Source organism: Pseudomonas sp. WP18, assembly GCF_036689585.1.
Classification (GTDB): domain Bacteria; phylum Pseudomonadota; class Gammaproteobacteria; order Pseudomonadales; family Pseudomonadaceae; genus Aquipseudomonas; species Aquipseudomonas chlororaphis_E.
The window spans coordinates 2,623,160-2,646,954 of sequence record NZ_CP144758.1; the positions used below are offsets into that span (position 1 = coordinate 2,623,160).

Here is a 23,795-nt window from a genome sequence, read left to right on the forward strand (position 1 = left end):
TTATGTCAATCAAGCATCTAGGTAGTTATTGTTTCGATACCAGTTCAGCGTATCGGTCAGGGTTTCACTGACAGGGCGGAACTTGCAGTCCAGCTCCCTTGAACTCTTTTGATGGCTGAAGTGTGTGCGGCCTTGCTCTTGTTCCATGAGTTTGACCGTGGAAGTGCTGATCAACACCGGTTTCTTGGTAAGACGGTAATAACCTTCGTAGACCAGGGCGATGATGCGCAACATGAGCAAAGGTACTTTGCGTTCCGGTGCCTTGATTCCACTGACACTGGCGAGCGCCTGGAAAATACTCTTCATGTCCATGTGGTTGCCGGCGGCCAGATAACGTTCGCCGGAACGACCGCGGGTGATGGCTGCGATCTGATGCTCAGCCACGTCACGGGCGTCGACCACGGAAAAACTTCCAGGAAGAACACCAGGGAGTTTTTGTCCTACAAAATCGAGCAGGAACTGTCCCGAGGAGGTCGGGCCAATATCACCGGGACCAAACATCCAGCCCGGCAATACCATGGCGATGAACATGTCGGGGTGCTGCATTAGAAACGCTTGGACCTTCTGCTCGGACAATATCTTGCTCAAGTAGTAATCGTCCGCTTCCTGCTCACTGCGAGACATGGTTTCGTCGATGACTTGATCCCGGTTGCCCTTGAGCACGGCAATGGAAGAGGTATGCACGGCACGACGGATGCCGGCGGCATAAGCGACTTGCAGCAGACGTTCGGTGCCGGTGACGTTGGTGTCGTAGAGTTTTTGCCAGTGCTTTCCGCCTTTGTAGCTGTCGCGGAAATAGGCGGCCGTATGGAACAGGGCGTCGCAACCTTGCAGGGCATGGCTGAAAGCGTCGACATCGAGCATGTCGCCTTCCACCAGTTCAACGGGCAGGTCGCCGAACTGCTTGCGCCCCTTTTCAAGGGAGCGAACCAGCGCTTTCACCTTGATTTTGCGCTGTAGCAGCGCATGGACGACGTTGTTCCCAAGCAGGCCCGTAGCGCCTGTAACGAAGGCATATTCCATTAAGATCCAGCTCCTTTGGGGTGACCCTGGCGTTGCATCGGGATGGCTGTCGCTGACGCGATGCGCGGACCAGGCGTTGGGCTTCACCAACGGCGCAAGTAAAAACCATTCGGTATCTGAAAATCAAGCGGTATTTATGTGAAGCTTTTGTGGTCCACCGCAAAAGCGCCCGCGGGGCTGAGAAAAACCGGGCTTTACCCAAGGTTCCATCGGTGGCCGCACGTGATCGCGGGGCATTCTCCAATGGGCGTCGAGGCCAGGCGACGCTGTTCTAATGGCACAGTAAGTCGCTGCCGGCGACTCATCTTGCATTCGTCTTCGGCTGCCCCAATACATGGCGATTACATGGCACCTGCTTAAAAGTTTAGATGCGGGTGATTAATACGAGCGTGTATAAGATATGATGGCCGTCACGGGTTTTTTTGCCGGCAGGAGCCAATGCTTGCATTCAGTTACAAATAGATATTTTCGTTGGCTAAAGGAGCCGAGGGCGTGATTAAAAAGAGACTAGGTCGAGAGGAAAGCCAGCAAGTAACCAGAGACAGATTATTCGATACGGCCATTGATCTGATGATCAAGAAAGGCTTTCACGCGGCCAGCGTGAACACCATTTCCGAGGAGGCTGGTTATTCGAAAGGGGCATTTTTCTCCAACTTTTCAAGTAAGGCCGACCTGTTGTTGCAATTGGCGCAGCGGTTCAAGCGGGTGGAAATCGATCGGTTGGGCTCGACCCTGGCGGCCGGCTATTCGTCCGAGCAGTTGACGCAGGGCCTGAATGCCTACATCGACACCCTGAAAGATAACGCCAATTGCGCGATCCTTGACGTCGAGTTGCAATTGATTGCATTGCGCGATGCCGAGTTTTCACCGCTCTACAATGACCTGCATGAAGAAAACAGCATTGCCTTGGGCAAGCTGATTACCATCATCTTCAATCATGCGGGCAAGAAACCGCCGATGGAAAATGCCACGCTTGCAAAGACCTTCACTGCCTTGTCGGAAGGTTTGATATTGCAAGGGCATAAAGATCCGGCAGCGGAAATCAAGTTGGTGTTGAATTCGCTGATTCAAACAGCCGAACCGCTCTAGGCGCTCATTCGCCGAGTATCTTCCGGATCATCCGGATCAGGTTTTCACCGACCTGCTCGACACTTTTGTTCTGCGAGACAACTTGCGCGCCCTCCATCAGGTAGGTGAGCGCCATGGCCGTTTCATTCGGTTCAGCTAGACCGGCTTCTTCACACAGGGCGACCAGGCGCTGGAACTGGCGCTTCTTGTGCGCCTCGATGAGCTGGCGGGCAGGGTTTTGCGGGTCCGGGAGCTCCGCCAGCGAGTGGGTGAAGGGGCAGCCCCGGTAAGACGCCGTGGACAGATCCTGCGCGATGAATTCGGCGAAACCGAGGATCTGCGCCTTGGGATCGTCGGCGTGCCGCGCCGCCAACCCTTCGAAGACCTCGGCGTACTGGTCGACGAGCAAGCGAATCCACGCCAGCACCAGCGCGTCTTTCGACTCGAAATGCCGGTAGACCGTCATCTTGGTCGATTTGGCCTTGGCCGCGATGGCATCCACCGTTACCCGACTGATCCCTTCGGTGAAGAACAGAGCTTCGGCGGCATCCAGGATCCGTTCCCGGGGCGCTAGTTGTGGAACTCGTTCGGGGCGCATGGCGTTCTCCGCTTGACAGCGATACTGTTTGGTATCTAACTATACCGAACAGTATCGCTCGATACTGGTAAGTACAAATCATAGCGTCTTTACCAGGAAGAATGTGATGAAACCCTCTGAATATGCAGGATATGACGCCCTTGGCCTGGCCGATCTGATTGCCAACGGCCAAGTCACCCAGACCGAGGTAAGAGAGGCGGCATTGGGCGCCATCGAACAGCTCAACCCCAGGATCAACGCGGTGGTCGAGGTGTGGAAGGATGAACCCCTGGCCACCGCAGGCCCGTTCAAGGGCGTGCCGTTCTTGGTAAAGGACTTGGGCCTGACCGCCCAAGGTCGCCTGAACGAGTTGGGCAGTCGCCTGGCCGCCGGATGCGTCGCCGCTGAAGACTCCAACCTGATGATTCGCCTGCGCCAGGCCGGCCTGGTGACCCTGGGCCGCACCAGCACGCCGGAGTTGGCGGCCAGCACCACCACCGAAGCCGCGTATTCGGGCCCAACCCGCAACCCTTGGGATTTGAGCCGCAGCGCCGGAGGCTCCAGTGGGGGTTCGGCCGCTGCCGTTGCCGCCGGCATGGTGCCCGCTGCCCATGCCACCGATGGCGGTGGCTCGATTCGCGTTCCGGCCGCCGCCACCGGGTTGTTCGGACTCAAGCCCAGCCGAGGCCGAATCTCCATGGGCCCGGCAGTGGACGAGGTATGGGCCGGGCTTGCCGTCCATGGTGTTGTCAGTCGAACCGTGCGCGACAGCGCCGCCTTGCTGGATGCCATGGAAGGGGCGGCCGTGGGGGATCCGTTCGAGATCGCTCGGCCAGCGCATTCCTGGCTTTCACAAACGACGCGCGAACCGGGGGCGCTGCGCATCGGCTTGTTGCTGCACCCACTCAACGGAACCCGTTGCGTCGAGCCGGTCGCCCAGGCCACGCGGGAGGTGGCGGTGCAACTGGAGGGCATGGGGCACCGTGTCGAGGAAGTCGATCTCGACATCGGCCTGGGTTGGGAAGGGTTCGTGGAACTGAACGCGCGCTTCTGGTCCGCCAATACCGCCGCCTGGGTCAACGCCCTCGCGGCGGCCACCGGGCGTCCGGTCGATGCCAGCACACTGGAGCCGTCCACGCTGGCGTTGCACCGGCTGGGCAGCCAACTCACCGCCCTGGATCTGATCGAGGCCATGCACCTGCGCAACCTCGTGACCCGTCACATGGGGCACTTCTTTAGCCAGTACGACATCCTGCTGAACCCGACCCTACCAGCGCTGCCCCCGTTGATAGGTCACTACAACGAAGGCCAGGCGCTGCTGGACGGGCGGGGCTGGATGGATCGAGTCTTCAGCCATTCGCCCTTTACCGCCTTGGCGAATGTGACCGGTTCGCCCTCGATGTCCATGCCGCTGGCGGTCGATCGGCACAGCGGCCTGCCGATCGGCTTGCAGTTTAGCGCGGGGTTCGGTCGTGAGGCCCCGTTGCTGCGCCTGGCAGCGCAGTTGGAACGAGCGTTGCCCTGGGCGGGTCGCACACCCGGGGCCTGGGTTGCCTCGTCAACTTCTGGCGTGCCCGCGTAGCTGTGCCGGGCTGACGCCCAGGCGCTGCCTGAAGAGCGTCGTCATGTGCGCCTGGGAATTGAAGCCGCAGGCGAGGGCGATCTCGGTCAGCCTGGCGCTTGTGTCGCACATCAAGGTCCGGGCCTTGGCCAGGCGTCGGTCGATCAGGTAGCTGTGGGGGCTTTTTCCCGTCGCGAGCTTGAATGCCCGGATGAAATAGCCTTCGGACAACCCCAGCAGCGCTGCCATCGCCGGTACGCCGAGTGGGCCGGCGAGCCCTGCGTCAATGAACTCGTCGAGCAGGCGCATGCGTCGGCCGGTGATCGAGCCGGGAGGGGGCGCCGGCAACCGTTCGTGGCCCGTCACCCGTTCAGCCAGCCCCAACGCCCAGGATTCCCAGTCGTCCTGCGCCGATGCCTGCAACAGCGCGTTGCGCATGCGGTGGGCGAGGGCAATGGCCGGCGGGTCGATGCGATTGTTGAAGGCCCGCTCACCCTCCAGCGCAACGCCGTCGGTGCGCTGGATGCGCAGGTATTCACCGCCCTGGGGCGATTCGGAGAACACATCACACCCCACTGGGACGAAGGCCAGGCCGTTGGGCATGGCCTCGAACGGATGCACCCAGTCGCTGCCGATGGCGTGCAGGCCGCACTGGCTGTCGAAGGCGAAGCCGATCGAGGCTTGGGTTGCGACATAGCGGGTCGCGTAGGCGCAGCCCGGCAGCAATTCAATCGCCCAGGGGCCTGCCTCGATACGCCTGATCGGTTCGGGTTGGGGCGGCGGCAGGCGGTTGCGGCGGTTCATGAGCGACATAGTAGTGAAGAAAAGGGCTGAAAGTCAGGTCAGTTTTCTGGAAGCCCGCCGGTGGCGCCCATGACTAGACTGGGCAAAACCTGGAGGCGACCCTATGCACAAACTGACGCTCGACGATATCGAACAAGCGGCGCGCAACATATACCCAACCATGCCGGCCACGGCCCAGTATGCTTGGCCCTTGCTGGCTGAACGGCTGGGTTGCACGGTGTGGGTCAAGCACGAGAACCACACGCCCACCGGGGCATTCAAGGTCCGCGGTGGTCTGACGTTCATGCACTGGCTCAGGCGCGAGCACCCCGAGGTGAAGGGCGTGGTCACGGCGACCCGTGGCAATCATGGTCAGAGCCTGGCATTGGCGGCAACAGCGTTGGGCTTGCGGGCGTTGATCGTCGTGCCACAGGGCAATTCGCTGGAGAAGAACCAAGCCATGCGCGGCTTTGGTGGCGAGGTGGTGGAGTTCGGTCGCGATTTCGATGAGGCCCGCGAGGAGGCCGCACGCTTGGCGCAGCGGCAGGGCTTGTTTCTGGTGCCACCGTTTCACGCCGAGCTGGTCAAGGGCGTGGCGACCTATGGGTGGGAGTTGTTCAAGGCGGTGCCGGACCTGGACACGGTCTACGTGCCGATCGGCTGCGGGTCGGGGATCTGCGCCGTCATCGCCGCCCGTGATGCCTTGGGCTTGAACACCGAAGTGGTCGGTGTGGTGTCCACTGAGGCTGCGGCGGCGAAGCAGTCGTTCGAGACCGGGACCCTGTGCGAGACCCCTTCGGCGAACACCTTCGCCGACGGCCTCGCCGTGCGCAAGCCCATACCCGAGGCGTTCGCCCTCTATGGGGCCGCGGCGGCACGGATCGTGGCGGTCGACGATCGTGAAATTGCCGAGGCCATGCGGGTCTACTACACCGACACACACAACCTCGCCGAAGGTGCCGGCGCCGCGGCGTTGGCGGCGCTCATGCAGGAGCGTGACGCGATGGCGGGGAAACGTGTGGGGGTGATTCTGTCGGGCGGCAACGTTGACCGGCCAGTGTATGCGAGGGTTCTGGGGGAGCAGGCTCAAAGTTAACGGTGAACATCTTCGCGTATGCGCTCTGTCAGTGCCAATGAAGTCGACTGACCCACCGCCTTCGCGGGCAAGCCCGCTCCCACAGCGTTATTGGGTGGGCACAAGATGTGTGTCGGCCACAGATCCCCTGTGTGGGAGCGGGCTTGCTCGCGAATGCAGTGAATCAGTTGATGAAGAGGTTGGCTGACCCACCGCCTTCGCGGGCAAGCCCGCTCCCACAGCGTTATTGGGTGGGCACAAGATGTGTGTCGACCACGGATTCCCTGTGTGGGAGCGGGCTTGCTCGCGAAAAGGCTTTCAGCCTGGTTTCAAGCGCCATCCCCGGAACATTTCTGAACTTTCCCCTGGCCGATATTTCCATTGCTTAAGCACCACGATGCAGCCGCCTGGCGCATGCCAGCAGGCTTCGAACGATCGCCAGAGCCGAGAGTGAATGTGACCTCCAAACCCTCCAGAACCCCATTGCGGCGAGCCGTGACCGGACCTTTGTTGTTTCTCTTCATCCTTGGCGATGTGCTGGGTGCCGGTGTCTACGCGCTGGCCGGGACCATCGCTGGACAGGTGGGGGGAGCGATCTGGGTGCCTTTATTGGTGGCGCTGTTCTTCGCCATGCTCACTGCCGGCTCGTATGCGGAACTGGTTACGAAGTACCCGCAGGCCGGCGCGGCGTCGGTGTTCGCCGAAAAGGCGTTCCGCTCGCCGTTTCTTTCCTTTCTGGTCGGCTTTTGCATGCTGGCCGCGGCGGTGACCAGTGCAGCCGGCCTTTCGTTGGCGTTCGCGGGCGATTACCTGGCGACCTTCATTCACGTCCCGCCCCACATCGCTGCCCTGGTGTTCCTGGTGATGATCGCCTTGTTGAATGCCCGGGGAATCAAGGAGTCCCTGGGGGCAAACCTGGTCATGACCCTCATCGAGCTGTCGGGCCTGATACTGGTCATCGTCGCCGCGGCCTGGTTTTTCCGTTCCGGCGATGCCCATCTGCACAGTGCGCTGCAATTCAAACCGGGCGTCAGCCCATGGCTGGCGGTGTTGAGCGCGGCATTACTGGCGTTTTATTCGTTCGTCGGATTCGAAACCTCGGCCAATCTCGCCGAAGAAATACGCGACGTGCGTAAGGTCTATCCGCGCGCTTTGTTTGCCGCGTTGCTCACCGCCGGCGTGGTTTACATGGCCGTGGGCGTCGCGGCTGCCTCGGTGCTGCCCATGGAAGAATTGGTCGCTACTTCGGCGCCTTTGCTGGAAGTCGTCCGCGCCTCGGGGTTGAGCGTTTCGCCGCGGGTCTTTGCCTTCATCGCCCTGGTCGCCGTGGCCAATGGCGCGCTGCTGACCATGATCATGGCCAGCCGACTGGCCTATGGGATGGCCTGCCAGGGCTTACTGCCGGGGGGCTTGGCGCGAGTCCTGCACAAAAGGCGCACACCGTGGGTCGCGATCATTGCCACCACCCTGGTCTCCATCGCGTTGACGCTGACAGGCTCTCTCGCCACATTGGCCGAGACCGTCGTGCTCTTGCTGCTTTTTGTTTTCCTCAGCACCAACCTGGCGGTGTTGGTGCTGCGCCGCGATCCGGTGGCGCAAGCGCATTTTCGGGTGCCCACTTGGGTGCCCCTCCTTGCGATCGTCTCGTGCCTGGTCTTGCTCAGCCAGCAAAGCCTGGAAACCTGGTTGCGCGGCGGCGCCCTGGTCGGTGTGGGAGGTCTGCTGTATCTGTGCACGCGAATGGCAATGCCTGTGGCCGTAAAACCCGGCTAGGTGTTTGGTTGCAAACCGATGCCGGTGATCGACGGCGCTCCAGAAAGCCAGGCCTTTGCCGATTCAGGGAGGGCTGACTAGAGTCTTTGCACCGGCAGGGACGTACCGTCAACGCAACGGAATATCGATCATGACCGAACACTCCCCCCGTCAAACCTTCAAGTCCCTTGGCTGTGCCGAGTGCCGCGACCATGAGGCGCTCGGGTTCGATTTCACCATGGCGTTCCAGCCGATCTTCAATCTGCGAACCGGCGCTGCGTTTGCCTATGAAGCACTGGTCAGAGGGATCAACGGTGAATCGGCGAGCGACATCCTGGGGCAGGTGAATGACGGCAACCGCTACCGGTTCGACCAGGCATGTCGCGTGAAGGCGATCGAAGAGGCTACCCGGTTGGGCCTTCTGGACCTCCCTCGATGCCTGCTGAGCATCAACTTCCTGCCCAACGCCGTGTATCGGGCCGAGACCTGCATCCGGGCTACGCTGGAGGCGGCGCGCCTGGCCAATTTTCCATTGGATCGGTTGATGTTCGAAGTCACCGAGGGCGAGAAAGTCGACGACCCTGACCACCTCAAGTCGATCTTCACCGAATACGAGCGCCAGGGGTTCACTACCGCGATCGATGATTTCGGCTCCGGCTATTCGGGTCTCAACCTGTTGGCGATGTTCCAGCCGCAGGTGCTGAAGATCGATATGGCGTTGACCCGTGGTATCGACCAGGATCCGGTGAAACAGGCCATTGTCGAAGGGATTCTCCTGGTGGCCAGGCGCCTGGGGATCCTGGTCATTGCCGAAGGGGTCGAGACCCCAGGGGAAAGCGCCGCGCTGGTGGGGCTGGGCATCGAGCTGATGCAAGGCTACCTGTACGCGCGGCCGGAAATAGGGCGCCTGCCCACCTGCCGTTTCGATGTGACGTAGGTCAGGCTGCTTCGGCGGTCATGGCCGCCTGGACGCAGGGGCGTGCTTCGATACGCTCCATGAACGCCATCAGCGCCGGCCAGTTGCTGATCTCGATGCCGAGCCGTGGCAACCATTTGAGTACGCTGAACAGATAGCTGTCGGCCAAGCCGAAGCGGCCCATCAGGTACGCCTGTTGTTCGAGAGCCCGGTTCAGGTAGTCGAAACGCCTGGACAGTTTTTCCCGGAAGATGACCTTGGCCGAGGCGGCCATGCCGGCGTTGAACAGTGGCGCGCAACCGCTGTGGATCTCGGTGGCAATGAAATTCAGCCACTCCTGCAAGCGCACCCGTTCCCAGGTGCCATTGGCCGGCGCAAGGGAGTTGCCCGGGACTTGGTCGGCCAGGTACTGGACGATGGCCGGTCCTTCGGTCAACACGTTGCCGTCATCCAGCGCCAGGGCCGCGACATAGCCCTTGGGATTGATGCTCAGGAAGTCCAGCCCGTCGGCGGTGCGCTTGGTCTGGTTGTCGACCCGGACCAACTCGAATGGCAGGCCCAGTTCCCGCAGGACGATGTGCGGGGACAATGAACAGGTCATGGGGGCAAAGTACAGTTTCATGGTGTTCCTAAGGGACGGTGGAGGTTCGCTGGGGCGATTGCCTTGGCGTGCGTCCCTAGAATCCCTGGCAACGGCAACATGTTCAAAGGACATTTGCGGTGCTAGCGTATGACAAAATCTCATGAGCATCGTGTCGCCCCATGATCAGCAGAATTCCCTCCCTCAATGGCCTGAAGGCGTTCGAATCGGCCGCCAGGCACATGAGCTTTACCAAGGCTGCCGAAGAGCTGAACGTGACACAGACCGCCGTCAGCCATCAGATCCGGCGGCTCGAAGAGGAGTTGGGCGTGCGTTTGTTCCTGCGGCTCAAGGACGGGCTGGCCCTGAGCCGTGAGGGCCAGGCTTACTTTCCCGGCATTCGTTCGGCGTTCCACGAGCTGCGCCATTGCACCGAGGCCCTGCTGGAGACGCGCAATCACAGCGTGCTGACGATCAGCACCCTGGTTTCATTTGCTTCCAAGTGGCTGTTGCCGCGATTGGCGTCGTTCCAGCAGGCGTTTCCCGGCATCGATGTGCGTATCACTGCGTCCACCGAGTTGGTGGACTTTCGCAAAACGGGCATTGATGCTGCTATCCGCTATGGGGCCGGTGACTGGCAGGGACTGCGGGCCGACTGGCTGATGTGCGACGAGATCTTCCCGGTGTGCAGCCCGCGGTTGCTGGAGGGCTCCGGCGCCTTGCGCAACCCGGGCGATCTGGCCAGCCATACCTTGTTGCAGGTCAGTGGGCAGACCCAGGGCGACTGGAACGCCTGGCTGGAGGCCGCCGCCCAGCCGGCGCGGCTTGCCGAGGGCTCACGCCTGACATTCGACCTGGCGATGATGGCGGTGCAAGCTGCGGTGGATGGCTTGGGGGTGTGCATCGGGCGCTCGACGTACGTCGAGGACGACCTCAAGGCCGGGCGCTTGGTAGTGCCCTTTGACCTGAAGTTAAAATCCGATTTCGGTTTCTATCTCGTGAGCCCCCATGAAACGGCCGGGACCCAAACGGTGCAGGCGTTTAGGACCTGGCTGCTGGAGCAGGTCAGAGGCCCCGACAGACCTGCATTCAGTGATTTGGGCGGGTGACACGGCCAGTGTTTTTCTGACGTCAAAACATAATTGTGTTGCGGTGTATAAAGCCCCTGATCCGCGAGTCGATAGCCCTTTTGAAGTCCAATAAAATTTTCGGGTTCGCAGAGGGTATGCCATGTTTAACACAGCACTGAAAAGTGAACTGTCGGCCAGGACGGCCGAACTGGCAACATACAAGGGATTAGTCGGCGCGCTTGAACGGTCGATGGCCGTGATCGAGTTCAGTCCCGATGGCAAAGTCCTTCGTGCGAACGAGAATTTCCTGAAGACGATGGGCTACCGTGCCGACCAACTGGCAGGGCTCTCGCACCGCGATTTCTGTACCCCGGCGCTGGCCGGTAGTGCCGAGTACCGCGAATTCTGGAACCAGCTGCGCTCTGGTCAGTTTGTTTCCGGTACGTTCCAACGTCGCGGTGGGCAGGGCCAGAACATCTGGCTGGAAGCCAGCTACAACCCGGTCGTCGACGAACAGGGCCGCGTCGTCAAAGTGGTCAAGTATGCACTCGATGTCACGGCCAAGGTCGCGAGCGAGGCGGAAACCCGTGGCCGGCTGGCCGCGCTCGACCGAGCCATGGCGGTGATCGAGTTCGACCTGGGCGGCAATATCCTGACCGCCAACGACAATTTTTTGCACGTCATGAATTACTCACTGGGCGAGCTGAAAGGTAAGCACCATCGGATGTTTTGCGACTCGGACCTGGTCAACAGCGCCGAATACAGTGATTTCTGGCGACGCCTGAACGCCGGTGAATTCTTCAGCGGCCAGTTCAAGCGCCTGGGCAAGCACGGCAAGGTGGTCTGGCTGGAAGCCAGCTATAACCCGGTGTATGACGCCGAAGGCAAGTTGAGCAAGATCGTCAAGTTCGCCAGCAATATCAGCGAGCGGGTGGAGAAGTTCGAAGAGGACTCGCGCGGCGCCTCCCGTGCCTATCACATCTCTGCCGAGACCGAGCGCGTCGCGGAGCAGGGGGCCCAGGTCATCCATCAGACAGCCAAGGAAATGCGCGAGATCGCCGACAACATCGGCGCTTCCGCGCGCCTGGTCGGTCAATTGGGCGCGCGTTCGGAAGAAATCACGGCGATCGTCAACACCATCCGCGGCATTGCCGACCAGACCAACCTGCTGGCCCTCAATGCCGCCATCGAGGCTGCACGGGCCGGTGACCAGGGTCGGGGGTTCGCGGTGGTGGCCGACGAAGTCCGGCAACTGGCCGGGCGTACCAGCCGCTCGACGTCGGAGATCGCCGAGATGATCGGCAAGATACTGTCCGAAACCCGTGACGCGGTGACCAGCATGAACGAGACCCACGAGGGGGCCTTGCGCGGGGTTACGCTGGCGGACCAGGCCGGCTCGGTCATCGTCCAGATCCGGGCCGGCACCACCGATGCGCTTGAGGCGGTGAGCATGTTCGCCTCCAAGCTCGACGAGTCCGAGGTCATTCCCAAGACGGCCATCGGCTGGGTGGGTTGAGCCACACAGGCCACTAGCCCATCTGTGCTATTCAGAATGAACCCCCGAGCCTGGATACTTTGGCGCTTGTGACCATCCAGGATCTCGGGAGAGTACATGAACGGAATCGTTCGTTTTTGCAGTGTGATCAGTGCCACGCTGCTGTGTGTTTCAGTGGCCCATGCCGGTAGCCAGGCCTGCACGATGGAAGGTGAGATGACGGTCATGGGCCAGCATATCGAGGCCAAGGACTGCGTGCAGGCCAGTGATGAGCAGCCGGTGGCCAAGTTCCGTTCAAGCTGTGAAGCCTATGCCAACATGCCGGTCGCCCTGGGTGGAGAGGCGGGCCGGATTACCTATTCGCAAACCTGCCCGCCAAACCCCCAGGCCACCTGCCTGAACGTCAACGGACAGGGGGTGGATTTCTATTACTACAAGCGCACGGCTGACCTGCTGGAGAGCACCCGCAAGGGGTGCACCGTGAGTGGCGGTACCTGGAAGGAGTGAGCGAGGCCGGCTATTGGAGCGCCCTCGGTTGAGGCGATGCCCGGCGTTCGGACAGGCCATTGGATGTCTCTGTTCGATACGATCCATGCACCCTGGTGTTTCGGCGCGCAGTCGGGAGTGTTGGTGGTTGCAGACTTGGCTGTTCCAGCCACCTTTCAGGGGCGCTCACAGCTTAGGAGGGGAGGGTAGGACGCGGCTATAGTACAAGTGTTCTATGGCATGGCGCGCTGGCAGGGAGGATAAATCCCACCGTCGGTCTACCGGTGTCGGGTTCAACTCTGTGAGTTGACTGGCCATCCGCCGTTGACGGGGAAACTGGAGAATTGTGCCGCTGCCGCCGCACGGGTAGGCACGCCCAGGGATTTGAGCAGGCTGGAGACATGGATGCGTACAGTGAAGGGCGAGATGCCCAGGTCTCGGGCGATTTCCTTGTTGGTCTTGCCGGCCGCGATCAAGCCAAGCACTTCCCGCTGGCGTGCGGTCAGTTGGGCCAGTGCATCGTCCAGCACCGAGTTTTCAGCCTGGTATTTCACCACCACTTCGCCTTCGCGGATGGCCATGATGGCGTCGGCGATGCCGGCGGGGTCGATGTTCTTGCCGATGAAACCGTCAGCCCCCAGCGACATGACCTGGGTAATGACATCCACGTCATCCACCATTGAAACCACAATGATCGAGGTGCGCTTGAATTCACTGCGCAATTGGCCGATGACTTGCAGCGACGTGATACCGGGAAAGCGCAGGTCGAGTATCAGGGTGTCCACTTCCAGCCCGGCGCGCGCCAGGGCCAATACTTCGTCCAGATTGCCGGCCTGTTCGATGGTGGCCGTCGGTATCAATCGTTCGACGGTCCGCAGCATGCCCTCGCGAAACAAAGGATGGTCATCGGCCACAATTACTCTGCACGTCATGCTCCAGATCCTCCTGACCTTCAAGTCAGCGCATCGTAACCTAAACGGCCCCCTTGGGTTTCAAGTTTGAAACAACCTTTCATGTTGGGAAAATCCTGTGACCATGACAGAAAAGAATAGCGAGCTGGACCAGGCCACTTTGAGGTTGACGGTCAGCACCTGCGCTTCGCTCTACATCATCGTGGTGGCGTGCCTGCCTTCCAGTGACTTTGCCACGTATATCCCGATCATGTGGTACATGGCCTTTTTCATCAGCGTCGCAGTCCCGTTGCGCATGGCCATAAAGCGTTGGCCGGGGCATTTTTTCCTGCGTCGGCTCTTTGCCATGGCACACGACTACTCGGGTATCTCGTTTGCCATGATCGTCGGGGGCGAAGGCGCGCTGCCGGTGTATGCGGCATTACTCTGGGTCACCCTGGGCAATGGCATGCGCTTCGGTTCGCGTTATCTGGCGGCCGCCACACTGATTGCCCTCGGGATGCTGGTCATGATCTTCCTGCTCACGCCGTTCTGGCGGGGCCAGCCCTACATGTTCCTGATGCTGATCGTCACCACCGTCGTCGTGCCGGCCTATGCGCACATCCTGTTGACCCGGACCCGCATTGCCTCGGAAGAAGCGATTGCCGCGAACCAGGAAAAGTCGCGCTTCCTGGCCCAGGCCAGCCATGACCTGCGCCAGCCGATTCACTCCATCGGGTTGTTCACCGCATGCCTGCGCGATGCCCGGCTGGGCCAGGAAGAACTGCGGCTGGTCGATAACATCGACCGCTCATTGCACATCGTGTCGCAACTGTTTCGCTCGATCCTGGACATCTACACCCTCGACAACGGGCAACTGGAGCCGCAATCGGAGCCCGTGCACCTGGGCGCGCTGCTGCAGGATGTGGTCAAGCAGAACACCGAGGCGGCGCGCTGGGCCGGTGTCGAGTTGCGCCTGCGGCCCTGCCACCAGTGGGTCAACGTCAATGCCGGCCTGTTGGCGACCATGGTGCAGAACCTGATTTCCAATACGCTGAAGTACGCCCCCGGCAAACCGGTGCTGATTGGCGTGCGGCCCAGGGGCAATGGCCTGGCCATCGTCATCTACGACAAGGGGCGCGGCATTGCCGCCGAACATCTGCCCGAAGTGTTCAAGGAGTTCTACCGGGTGCGTCACGTCCGCGACAAGGACGTCGAGGGGCTGGGCCTGGGGTTGTCGATCGTCAAGCGCATCAGCCATCTGATCAACCTGCAGATCCGGCTCGATTCCAGGGTCGGCAGGGGAACCTGCGCCGCCATCGAAGGCCTGGAAAAGGTCGCGCCCCGGGCGGCGCTTGCGCGTACGCCGCCCACGCAGAGCCGCTTGCAGGGCTTGCGGGTGTGCCTGGTGGAGGATGACGCCAACGTGCTGATGGCGACCTCGGCGCTGCTGGAAAAGTGGGGTTGCGAAGTCGAGACCCACAGCGACGGGGTGGGCGTGACCAGCGACTGCGACATCATCATTGCCGACTTCGACCTCGGGACGAAGGTCTCGGGTTCCGAGTGCATCGCGGCGATCCGCGAGCAACGTGGCTGGGAGGTCCCGGCGATGATCATGACCGGCCACGACATCGAACGGATCCGCCATGCGTTGCACCACATGAACATCTCGATCCTGGCCAAGCCCGTGCGCCCCCCGGAGCTGCGGGCGACCTTGATGGAGCTGACCAAGCATTTCGCCAGCCTCAGGGTATGACGCCGTGGACCGGCACGGCCCCATCACCCTTGCACTGTGTGAAAGAGTGGATTGCAGCGTGTGCGTATTCCTGTACCGGCGCTTTGGGCAGAAGATGACGCCACTGACCTGCACGCCTGGCCACAGGTGTGGCGGAGTATCCCTGACCAAGGCGCCATGGCGCGGCTTTACGCTGCGGGCGCGAGGAGCTGATGATGGACGAAGCCACGACCGTACAACCCTCGCCCTGGCACGAAGGAGAGCTGACTTTGCAGCGCTCGGTGGGCGCGGTGGACATGATGGCCGGTGTTGGCCAGCGTCAGTTGGCGCGGACCTGGATGCCGGATCAGCATCGTGAGTTCTACGCCCAGTTGCCGTTCGTGGTGCTCGGAGCGGTGGATCGCCAGGGCGATGTCTGGGCGACCCTGCGTGCGGGGCGGCCCGGTTTCATGAACTCGCCCGATCCGCAAACCCTGCACATCAATGTCCAACCGCAAGCCGATGACCCGGCCCAGGAAGGCCTGGGCGAAGGGGACGCCATCGGCATGCTGGGCATCGAATTGCACACCCGGCGGCGTAACCGCATGAATGGGGTCGTGCGGCGCCAGCTTGAGCAGGGGCTCGAAATTTCGGTGCGCCAGGCCTATGGCAACTGCCCGCGTTACATCAACCTGCGCGAGTATGCCTTTGTCGAGGAGCAGGCCGGCGCACCCCGCGAGTTGACCGTGGCGGACCCCCTGGTGCGGCGCCTGGTGACGACCGCCGATTCGTTCTACATCGCCTCCTACGTGGTGCGCGATGGCGAGCGGCAGGTCGATGCCTCCCACCGCGGCGGTAAACCGGGGTTCGTGCGCATGGATGAGGACGGGACACTGACGGTGCCTGACTTTTCCGGAAACCTGTTCTTCAATACCTTGGGCAATATCCTGCTCAACCCTCGGGCCGGGCTGGTGTTCGTCGATGTCCAGACGGGCGACCTGCTGCAGATGAGCGGCACGGCGCAGGTGGTGCTGGACGATCCCGAGATCGCCGCGTTCCAGGGCGCCGAGCGCTTGTTGCGCTTTACGCCCCAGCGCATCGTCCACCGGCCGGCCGCACTCCCATTGCGCTGGAAAGATAAAGCCGAAGGGGAATCGCCCAATTCGCGGATGACCGGCAGTTGGGAGCATGCCACCGAGCGTTTGCAGGCCGAGGCCTTGCGGACTCACTGGCGTTCGCTGCAGGTCACGCGGGTGGTGGAGGAGAGCCCCGGCATTCGCTCGTTCTACCTGCAAGCGAGCGACGGGGTCGGTATGCCGCGGTTCGAAGCCGGGCAACATCTGCCGGTGCGGGTCTCGTTGCCTGGGCACAAAGCCCCGTCGATTCGAACCTACAGCGTGTCCAGTGCGCCGTCGGATGATTTTCTGCGCATCAGCGTCAAGCGCGATGGCTCGGTGTCGTCCCACCTGCATGATCAGGTCCTGCCACTGCACACGATCGAGGCGCGCGCCCCCCAGGGGCATTTCACTGTGCAACCGACCGAACGGCGCCCCATGGTGTTGCTGGCGGCCGGCGTTGGCATCACGCCGCTGTTGTCGATGTTGCGCGAAGTGGTTTACCAAGGGCTGCGCATCAACCGCCTGCGCCCGGTCTGGTTGGTGCAAAGCGCGCGGACGGTGGCTGAACTGGCGTTTCGTGATGAGATCGATGCACTGGTGGCGCGTGCCGGCGACAAGGTGCAAGTGCTGCGCATGGTCAGCCAGCCGCCTGTGGAGGCGGGCGCGAACGAAGCCTACGACCTGCCGGGTCGGATCGATATCGAGCTGCTCAAGAAGTGGCTGCCGTTGAATGACTACGACTACTACCTGTGCGGGCCAGGCAGCTTTACCCAGGCGCTGTACGATGGCCTGCGCGGCCTGCGCATTCCGGACGATCGCATCCATGCCGAAACCTTCGGCCCGTCCACCCTGGTGCGGGACGTCGAGGTCCGTCTCCCGGCGGCGCAGCAAGTGCCGGCGGCGACCGAGCCGGTGAAGATCCTGTTCGCCGGTTCGGCCAAGGAAGGGCGTTGGGAACCGGGCAGCGGGACCTTGCTCGAACTGGCCGAGGCGCGAGGACTGGAGCCGGAATTCAGCTGCCGTGGCGGTTCCTGTGGCACCTGCAAGACTCGCCTGAGCCAGGGCCAGGTGCACTACCTGACTCCGCCGGCCGAACCGGTTGGCGAAGGCGAAGTGCTGATCTGTTGCGCGGTGCCGGCCCAAGGCAGTGAACCCCTGGTGCTGGAGATCTGAACCGGCGCCCGCTCAGCTAGAGCCCGCGTCGCACTTTGCCGGGGGCTTGGCCATGGAGCTCCTTGAATTTCTTGCTGAACGCGGCCTGGGATTGGTAGCCGACCTGTAACGCGATGTCACTCAACCCCAGGTGTGACTGGTGCAGGAGATTGAACGCCTGCTCCATGCGCATGTGCGTCAGCAGCACCCAGGGCGAGACGCCGGCGACTCTGACGAACGCGCGCATGAAGTTCGCCCGGGACATGTTCGCGATCTGCGCCAGGCTTTCGATGGTCCACGGGTGCGCGAGATCATCCAGCATCGCCTGCCAGGCCCGGCCCAGACGCTTGTCGCCCAGCAAGGCCAACGAGCCGCTGTCCTGCCCCTGGCTGGCCAGGTGTGCTCGAAGGATCAGGGTGAACAGCGCCTGGGACAGGGCGTCGAGCAGAAACCCCGCGCCGACCTGGTTGCCGTCCGCTTCCCCTCGCATCACTTCGACCAGCGCCGGCAGCGGGCCGCCGGCGGGCAGTGCGCCGCTGGGAATCACCAGGTAGTCGGGCAAGGCGGCGAACAGCAGCGAGGCGCGGTTGAAGTGGAAGTCGCCGCAGAGCATGTCCAGCTCAACGCTGGCACCGCCGATGCGATGAATCGGCAAGGTGCCGCCCATCACTTGAGTGGGCGTGACCGGCGCCACGGTTTTACCGGGGCTGTGCATGACGTGCCGGGCACCGCGCGGCAGCAGCAGGATATCGCCGGCGCGCATGGGCAAGCGCTGCCCATCCGGAAACTCCACCCGACATTCACCGGCCAGCACGATGTGATAGGGCGCCTTGCCCAACGCTTGCTGCGCGTGATCCAGGGCCCAGTCACCGTCGAACTGGCAGCGCAGGTCCAGGCTGCCGCGTACGTTGGCCAGGCTGATGAGTTTATCGATGGCATGCATTTGAGATTTTCGCGAAAAACGCTGAGAGCATTGGACAAACCCGACCGGCGCAGGGATGGAAAACTGAAGGCGTTGAAACAGTACACCCAACCCACTCAGGAGTTAATGCCATGTTCCATAACTGGTCCGAATTATTGCCCACCCTTCAAAAAGCCTTCGGCGCGCTGGGCCGCAGCAACCCGAAAATGGTCAAGGCCTACATGGCCTTGGGGGAGGCCGCCAGTGAAAACAACGTACTCGATGCCAAGACCCGCGAGCTGATCGCCATCGCGGTCGCCGTCACCACCCGTTGCGACGGATGTATCGCCGCCCACACCGACGCGGCGATCAAGGCCGGCGCAAACCGCGAAGAGGTCAGCGCAGCCCTGGCCACGGCGATCTCGTTGAACGCCGGCGCTGCGTACATCTATTCGCTGCGCACGCTGGAAGCCTACGACACGCTCAAAGCCCCGGCGTGATCACTGGTCCCACCTTCACCGTGGCGAAGGCCACGCAGTCCAGCGAGCGCCGGCGCCCTCGCCACGGTGAAACGATCAAGAAACCTTTGCCGGAACGGCGGACCTAATGCGAATACCAGGATCAGCGTCGGGTTTTCACTGATGGAGCATTCAAGCATCTACACGATCGGTCATTCCACCCGGACCTTCGACCAGTTCGTGGACATCGTCAAAGGGTTTGCAATCGAGACCGTGGTCGACGTCAGGACGGTTCCACGCTCACGCACCAACCCGCAATACAACCTGGATACTTTTCCCCAACGGCTGACCGAAGTGGGTCTGCGTCACGAGCAGATCGAGCAGTTGGGTGGCTTGCGCAAGAAGTCCAGGACCGTTGCCGATGAGGTCAATGGGTTCTGGGACAATCGCAGCTTCCACAACTATGCCGATTACGCGCTCTCGGACGAGTTCGAGCGCGGGCTGGTTCGCCTCCTGGACCTGAGCCAGCACCAACGCTGCGTCATCATGTGCGCGGAGGCTGTCTGGTGGCGCTGCCATCGGCGGATCATCGCGGATTATCTGCTGCTGCGCGGAGTTGAAGTCATCCATATCCTGGACAAGGACAAGGCAAACAAAGCCGTCTTGAACCCAGCCGCGAAGGTCTGCGGCACGACACTGCATTACCCTGCGGTGACAACTTCGGGCGCCTGAGAGCGGTCGCTATCGGCGCCGGGCCTGCCGCGCTTCCGTGCGCACCACCAGCCAGAGTCCCAAGGCGGACACAGCCAGGCCAGACACCATTTGCCAGGAAAGCGGCTCGCCGAACATGGCCCAGGCCCACAGCAGGGTGATGGGTGGGCTGAGGTAAAGCACGCTGGCGACCCGAGTGGCGGTCGCGCGGCGCAGGCACAGCCAATACAACCCATAGCCGCCCAGGGTGGACAACCCGGCGGTCCACAGCACGCTCATGGCAAACCCTGCGCTGGGAATCGGGGCCAGGCTGCCCTGGGCGCCCGCAAGGCCGGCGAAGGCCACGCCTGAGACGCAACATTGCAGCCACAGGTTAGGCAGCAGGCCCAGTGAATCGGACGCGGGAAGGCGCTTCTGCCACAGGGTGGCGACGGCCAGCGACAACATGCCCAGCAGCGGCAGGCTATAGGCCCACCACGGCGCGTTGCCCCACGCCAGCGCGCCGTGGGTGACCACGGACACGCCTAGCAGCCCGATGACCAGGCCTGCCCAGACTGGCCAGGCCAGTCGTTGCCCCAACACGCCGGCCGCCAGCAGGGCCATGCCGATGGGCAACAGGTCGGCCACCAGGGCGGCCAGGCCTGCGGGTACACCCAGGGCAATGCCTTGGACGATACCGGCCAGGTAGCCGGCCATGGCCAGGAGGCCGATGCCGGCATTTTTCAGAAGCACGCCGGGGGAGGCGCGCCGCAACTGACTGATGACGAACGGAAACAGAATGACAGTGACCACCACGCAGCGCCAGAACACCACCAGCAACGCCGGTGCGTAGTCGAGGGAGAACCGTGCGCCGATGAAGCCGGAACTCCAGGTCAGCAGCAACGCCGCCTCCAGTAGGGGCAATGGAATGGCCTGGCACCAGTCGGGCCGTGAGAGAGAAGGGCAGGACATCGATTTTGGCAAGTTCATGGCCCCAGGCTACGAAACCGGCGTAATCTAATAAATCAAAATATCGTGCATCAGTTGTTCAAAAGGGTTGAACTATGACAGCCACACTCGATATCGACTTGGTCCGCACGTTCCATGCGGTGGCGCGGATCGGCAAGTTCAACGCAGCGGCGCAACTGCTTCACAAGAGCCCGGCAGCGGTGAGCGTGCACATCCAACGGCTGGAGGCGGTTGCCGGTGGCCGTTTATTCAATCGTGACAATCAGGCCGTTTCCCTGACGACGCTGGGCAAGCGGCTGCTGCTGGCGACGACGGAGCTGCTGCGCACCCATGATCGAGTGCTGGCCGACCTGCAGGGGACGCGACTGGCGGGACGCATTACCTTGGGGGTGCCGGACGAATACGCCGACCATCTGATTCGCGACATCCTCCCGACCTTCGCCTCGGCCTGGCCCAATGTAGTGCTGGAGCTCAAGACCGCGCCCAGCTATGCACTGCGCGACCTGGTGCAGCGCGGCAAGCTTCAGGCCGCGGTCGTGACCCAGCCGAAGGGCGAGCCGGATGCCCAGGCGCAGGTGCTGGTGTCCACCACGCCGGTCTGGGTGGGTCCGGCCCAGACGGCGATCGCCTCGATGGAGCCGTTGCCGCTGGCCGTGCATGCGGCGCAATGCCCTTATCGCCAGGCGATGATCGAGTCCCTCAGGCAAAGCGGCCGCAAGACGCGCATCGTCCTCGAAAGCCCCTCCAACCAGGCCGTCAAGGCGTGTGTGGAAGCGGGCCTGGCGATCAGCCTGATAGACCGCGCGCGGGTGACGCCGAGCATGCGAATCCTCGACGACCTGCCTGCCATTGCCGACTATGAGGTGGTGTTCGTCAGGTCCCAGGCCTCATACGCCGACGAAGCGGTTGACCTGCTCGGCCGGGCCCTGCAGCAGCATTTCCGGCTGTGAACCCGGCGCGGTGGTTCAAAACGGCCCCAGCTTGAGCGGGTACTGGATGACGACATACAGCCTGTCGATGTCATCCCCGGCCTGGGCGCTGTTGGCGCGGTGGGTGACATGGGACAGTTGCAGTGACAGGTCTTTCGCCGGGCCTGATTGCACGGTGTAGTGCAGGTCCAGGTCGCGCTCCCAGTGGCGTCCGCCATCGCCTTGTTGTGGACGGTAGGTGCCGCTGTCCGCATCGAACGGGTTGTAGGCACCGCCTTGCGGCGCGTGGCTGCCGTCTATCCCGCGTCCTGTCACAGAACGGGCCATGAAGCTGGCTCGCCTCCTGGAACTGAGCCAGCACCAACGCTGCGTCATCATGTGCGCGGAGGCCGTCTGGTGGCGCTGTCATCGGCGGATCATCGCGGATTATCTGCTGCTGCTCGGTGTTGAAGTCATCCATATCCTGGGCAAGGACAAGGCGAGCAAAGCCGTCTTGAACCCTGCCGCGAAGGTCTGCGGGGTGAAGTTGACTTATCTTGCAACATGACTCCTTACCCTGCATCAGGTTCCCAAATAGGAGACAAGTACTATCCTGCCTAAAGGCAACGCCTTGACAGAAGTTACTCCGACAACCAGAGGAACACCTCTAATGGCCAATGACAATATCGTTATTGATAGAGCCAATGAAGCCGACCTGGACGGCATTCTGGCGCTCCAGGCCGCCAATCAGATGGACCGCGGCGGTTCACTTTCCGCGAGTCTGCCTCGGTCCCGCGTGGCGGCGATGATGCGGGAAATGCCTCTGATTGTCGCGCGCCGGGGCGGTCGCATTACCGGTTTCCTGATGACCACCCCGCGTGCGATGAATGCTGATCTGCCAATTGTCCAGGCAATGTTTACCGCCTACCCTGGAACCCCGGATGCTTATGTCTATGGCCCGATCTGTGTCGGGGAACAGGAGCGTGGCAAAGGCCTGGCCCAAAAGATGTTCGCTGAACTGCAACGGCTGGAGCCGGGGCGCGAGGGTGTCCTTTTCATACGCAAGGACAATGAAGCGTCGTTGCGTGCGCACTTGAAAATGGGCATGAAAGAGGTGGAGTCCTTCCAGTTCAATGGCTCCGTATTCGCTGTGTTTTCTTACATCGGCTAGACAATCGGACTGTGGAGGAGCCGCTGGTCAAAACGGCCCCAGCTTGAGCGGGTACTGGATGACGACATACAGCCTGTCGATGTCATCCCCGGCCTGGGCGCTGTTGGCGCGGTGGGTGACATGGGACAGTTGCAGTGACAGGTCTTTCGCCGGGCCTGATTGCACGGTGTAGTGCAGGTCCAGGTCGCGCTCCCAGTGGCGTCCGCCATCGCCTTGTTGTGGACGGTAGGTGCCGCTGTCCGCATCGAACGGGTTGTAGGCACCGCCTTGCGGCGCGTGGCTGCCGTCTATCCCGCTTCCGGTTACATAGCGGGCCATGAAGCTCAGGCCGGGAATGCCCAGGGCGCCGAGATCGAGGTCGTACCGTGCTTGCCAGGAGCGTTCCCCCGGGCCGTTGAAGTCGGCGTACTTGATCGAGTTGGCCAGGTAGATCGAATCGCCGCCGACGAAATCGAAGGGCGTGTCGCCATTGATCTTCTGATAGGCCAGGGTGAAGGCCTGGGCGTTGAGTCGAAACCGACCGGACAGGCTATAGGCCGTGGTGTCGATCTCGCCGGCGGCAGCCCGGCCTTCATCGCGGGTGTGGTACAGGTTGCCGTCGACAAACAGCGCGCCGAAGGTGGTGTGCAGGTTGGCGTAGTACTGGCGCCAGGTATCGCTCAGCTCGGACGCATAGAGGGCGCCGCCCAGGGGCTGTCCGGCCAGCAGGTCGGCGCCGATGAAGTCGATGGTGCTGTGACGGGTCGTGGCGCCGTAACCGGAAAAGTCGCCCCTGCCGGTGGAGGCGTCCTGGTTCTTGAATGCGCTGAAATGGCCCGCTTGCAGGTCAATGCCGTCGAGCTCGTGGCTGGTGAGTAGCGTGCCTGTGGCGTATTCCGGTTGCAGGCGTTTGTCTGCGGTGTCGAATACCGGGGTTTCCACGGTCATTTCACCCACTGCCAGGGTGGTACGTGAGGTTTTGAACTTCAGCGCGCCGCCGGCGCTGGAATACTGGTCCTCGCTACGGCCGTCATCATCCAGCGGCAGCAATCCCGTGCCGGAGTGCCCCTTGCCGCCGTCCAGCTTCAGACCCAGGAAACCGTGGGCATCGAGGCCCACGCCGACCGTGCCGGCGGTGAAACCGGACTCGAAAGACGTGATGAATCCCTGGGCCCATTCCGCCTTGTAGCTTTTGCCTGAGGGGCTGGCGGAGCGATAGTCGTTATTGAGGTAGAAGTTGCGGCTGAGCACGTCCAGCTTGGCGCCGTCGAGAACGCCAGCTGACTCTTGCCCCGACCCCGCCGCCATCACCGGCGCAGCCCCGCCGGCCAACCAGGCCAGGAGCCAGACCGGCTTGAGCCCGGTGATATTTTTTGATGCAAGCAACATGGGTGATGCCCCGCGTGAAAAATGACTTGCCTCGGCTTGGCTGATTCCGGTGGGAAGGCCGGGCCGAACG

Annotated in this window: 23 protein-coding genes and 1 pseudogene; 15 read left to right on the forward strand and 9 right to left on the reverse strand. The window is 62.1% G+C overall.

All coding sequences use genetic code 11. The features are described 5' to 3' along the window. Positions 1-9: 9 nt before the first annotated feature. Positions 10-1,023, reverse strand: a complete 1,014-nt coding sequence (locus V5F23_RS11695; RefSeq protein WP_047735478.1) for an SDR family oxidoreductase — start codon at positions 1,021-1,023, stop codon at positions 10-12. Positions 1,024-1,515: 492 nt separating this feature from the next. On the opposite strand from V5F23_RS11695, the gene V5F23_RS11700 reads away from it, so the two are divergent. Next, positions 1,516-2,112, forward strand: coding sequence for a TetR/AcrR family transcriptional regulator (locus V5F23_RS11700; protein ID WP_047735477.1), 597 nt, complete (start codon positions 1,516-1,518; stop codon positions 2,110-2,112). A gap of 4 nt (positions 2,113-2,116) precedes the next feature. On the opposite strand, the gene V5F23_RS11705 is transcribed toward V5F23_RS11700, so the two are convergent. Further along, positions 2,117-2,689, reverse strand: a complete 573-nt coding sequence (locus V5F23_RS11705) for a TetR/AcrR family transcriptional regulator (protein ID WP_042732857.1) — start codon at positions 2,687-2,689, stop codon at positions 2,117-2,119. A 106-nt stretch (positions 2,690-2,795) separates the two neighbouring features. Between V5F23_RS11705 and V5F23_RS11710 the strand changes: the two genes are divergently transcribed. Further along, positions 2,796-4,250, forward strand: coding sequence for an amidase family protein (locus V5F23_RS11710; RefSeq protein WP_338498473.1), 1,455 nt, complete (start codon positions 2,796-2,798; stop codon positions 4,248-4,250). On the opposite strand, the gene V5F23_RS11715 is transcribed toward V5F23_RS11710, so the two are convergent. Beyond that, positions 4,227-5,042: an AraC family transcriptional regulator gene (locus tag V5F23_RS11715; protein ID WP_338498474.1), complete on the reverse strand. Its 816-nt coding sequence runs from the start codon at positions 5,040-5,042 to the stop codon at positions 4,227-4,229. The genes V5F23_RS11710 and V5F23_RS11715 overlap by 24 nt on opposite strands. A gap of 94 nt (positions 5,043-5,136) precedes the next feature. Between V5F23_RS11715 and V5F23_RS11720 the strand changes: the two genes are divergently transcribed. From V5F23_RS11720 to V5F23_RS11730, 3 genes are all read left to right on the forward strand, one after another. Next, positions 5,137-6,108 (forward strand): threonine dehydratase, encoded by a 972-nt coding sequence (locus V5F23_RS11720; RefSeq protein ID WP_338498476.1) that lies wholly within the window; start codon positions 5,137-5,139, stop codon positions 6,106-6,108. A 435-nt stretch (positions 6,109-6,543) separates the two neighbouring features. Next, the gene (locus V5F23_RS11725) at positions 6,544-7,860 is read left to right on the forward strand and encodes an APC family permease (RefSeq protein ID WP_338498478.1); all 1,317 of its coding nucleotides are present in this window, start codon (positions 6,544-6,546) and stop codon (positions 7,858-7,860) included. 130 nt (positions 7,861-7,990) lie between these two features. Beyond that, a complete protein-coding gene (locus tag V5F23_RS11730; RefSeq protein WP_047735471.1) occupies positions 7,991-8,776 on the forward strand; it encodes an EAL domain-containing protein in 786 nt (261 codons plus the stop codon). 1 nt (position 8,777) lies between these two features. On the opposite strand, the gene gstA is transcribed toward V5F23_RS11730, so the two are convergent. Then, positions 8,778-9,377: a glutathione transferase GstA gene (gene gstA / locus V5F23_RS11735; RefSeq protein WP_338498480.1), complete on the reverse strand. Its 600-nt coding sequence runs from the start codon at positions 9,375-9,377 to the stop codon at positions 8,778-8,780. A 140-nt stretch (positions 9,378-9,517) separates the two neighbouring features. Between gstA and V5F23_RS11740 the strand changes: the two genes are divergently transcribed. From V5F23_RS11740 to V5F23_RS11750, 3 genes are all read left to right on the forward strand, one after another. Continuing rightward, positions 9,518-10,444: a transcriptional regulator GcvA gene (locus V5F23_RS11740; protein WP_042730690.1), complete on the forward strand. Its 927-nt coding sequence runs from the start codon at positions 9,518-9,520 to the stop codon at positions 10,442-10,444. Positions 10,445-10,565: 121 nt separating this feature from the next. Next, on the forward strand, positions 10,566-11,921 hold the full coding sequence (locus tag V5F23_RS11745) for a PAS domain-containing methyl-accepting chemotaxis protein (protein WP_053144990.1): 1,356 nt from the start codon (positions 10,566-10,568) through the stop codon (positions 11,919-11,921). A 96-nt stretch (positions 11,922-12,017) separates the two neighbouring features. Next, positions 12,018-12,407: a hypothetical protein gene (locus V5F23_RS11750; protein WP_338474650.1), complete on the forward strand. Its 390-nt coding sequence runs from the start codon at positions 12,018-12,020 to the stop codon at positions 12,405-12,407. A 272-nt stretch (positions 12,408-12,679) separates the two neighbouring features. On the opposite strand, the gene V5F23_RS11755 is transcribed toward V5F23_RS11750, so the two are convergent. After that, positions 12,680-13,318: a response regulator transcription factor gene (locus V5F23_RS11755; protein ID WP_053144985.1), complete on the reverse strand. Its 639-nt coding sequence runs from the start codon at positions 13,316-13,318 to the stop codon at positions 12,680-12,682. A gap of 103 nt (positions 13,319-13,421) precedes the next feature. Here V5F23_RS11755 and V5F23_RS11760 point away from each other — a divergent pair, with 103 nt between their 5' ends. Together V5F23_RS11760 and V5F23_RS11765 are read left to right on the forward strand one after the other, a co-directional pair. Then, a complete protein-coding gene (locus V5F23_RS11760; protein ID WP_338498488.1) occupies positions 13,422-15,032 on the forward strand; it encodes a hybrid sensor histidine kinase/response regulator in 1,611 nt (536 codons plus the stop codon). Between the two features lie 194 nt (positions 15,033-15,226). Beyond that, positions 15,227-17,281 (forward strand): pyridoxamine 5'-phosphate oxidase family protein, encoded by a 2,055-nt coding sequence (locus V5F23_RS11765; protein ID WP_212803697.1) that lies wholly within the window; start codon positions 15,227-15,229, stop codon positions 17,279-17,281. A 16-nt stretch (positions 17,282-17,297) separates the two neighbouring features. Here the strand turns inward: V5F23_RS11765 and V5F23_RS11770 are convergent, their stop codons facing one another. Continuing rightward, the gene (locus V5F23_RS11770; RefSeq protein ID WP_042730695.1) at positions 17,298-18,203 is read right to left on the reverse strand and encodes an AraC family transcriptional regulator; all 906 of its coding nucleotides are present in this window, start codon (positions 18,201-18,203) and stop codon (positions 17,298-17,300) included. Positions 18,204-18,313: 110 nt separating this feature from the next. Between V5F23_RS11770 and V5F23_RS11775 the strand changes: the two genes are divergently transcribed. After that, a complete protein-coding gene (locus V5F23_RS11775; RefSeq protein ID WP_042730696.1) occupies positions 18,314-18,661 on the forward strand; it encodes a carboxymuconolactone decarboxylase family protein in 348 nt (115 codons plus the stop codon). A gap of 141 nt (positions 18,662-18,802) precedes the next feature. Beyond that, entirely contained in the window at positions 18,803-19,351 is a 549-nt protein-coding gene (locus tag V5F23_RS11780; RefSeq protein WP_123578067.1) for a DUF488 domain-containing protein, read from the forward strand. A gap of 9 nt (positions 19,352-19,360) precedes the next feature. Here the strand turns inward: V5F23_RS11780 and V5F23_RS11785 are convergent, their stop codons facing one another. Continuing rightward, a complete protein-coding gene (locus tag V5F23_RS11785; RefSeq protein WP_080964263.1) occupies positions 19,361-20,299 on the reverse strand; it encodes a DMT family transporter in 939 nt (312 codons plus the stop codon). A 74-nt stretch (positions 20,300-20,373) separates the two neighbouring features. Here V5F23_RS11785 and V5F23_RS11790 point away from each other — a divergent pair, with 74 nt between their 5' ends. Then, the gene (locus V5F23_RS11790; protein WP_338498493.1) at positions 20,374-21,228 is read left to right on the forward strand and encodes a LysR substrate-binding domain-containing protein; all 855 of its coding nucleotides are present in this window, start codon (positions 20,374-20,376) and stop codon (positions 21,226-21,228) included. 15 nt (positions 21,229-21,243) lie between these two features. Here V5F23_RS11790 and V5F23_RS11795 read toward each other — a convergent pair. Next, positions 21,244-21,557, reverse strand: a pseudogene (locus V5F23_RS11795) (OprD family outer membrane porin); the annotation flags it as partial. Between the two features lie 23 nt (positions 21,558-21,580). Between V5F23_RS11795 and V5F23_RS11800 the strand changes: the two are divergent. Continuing rightward, positions 21,581-21,754, forward strand: coding sequence for a DUF488 family protein (locus V5F23_RS11800; RefSeq protein WP_338498901.1), 174 nt, complete (start codon positions 21,581-21,583; stop codon positions 21,752-21,754). Positions 21,755-21,856: 102 nt separating this feature from the next. Further along, positions 21,857-22,357, forward strand: coding sequence for a GNAT family N-acetyltransferase (locus tag V5F23_RS11805; protein WP_202595577.1), 501 nt, complete (start codon positions 21,857-21,859; stop codon positions 22,355-22,357). 27 nt (positions 22,358-22,384) lie between these two features. Here V5F23_RS11805 and V5F23_RS11810 read toward each other — a convergent pair whose 3' ends face one another. Next, entirely contained in the window at positions 22,385-23,725 is a 1,341-nt protein-coding gene (locus V5F23_RS11810; protein ID WP_338498498.1) for an OprD family porin, read from the reverse strand. Positions 23,726-23,795 lie beyond the last annotated feature (70 nt).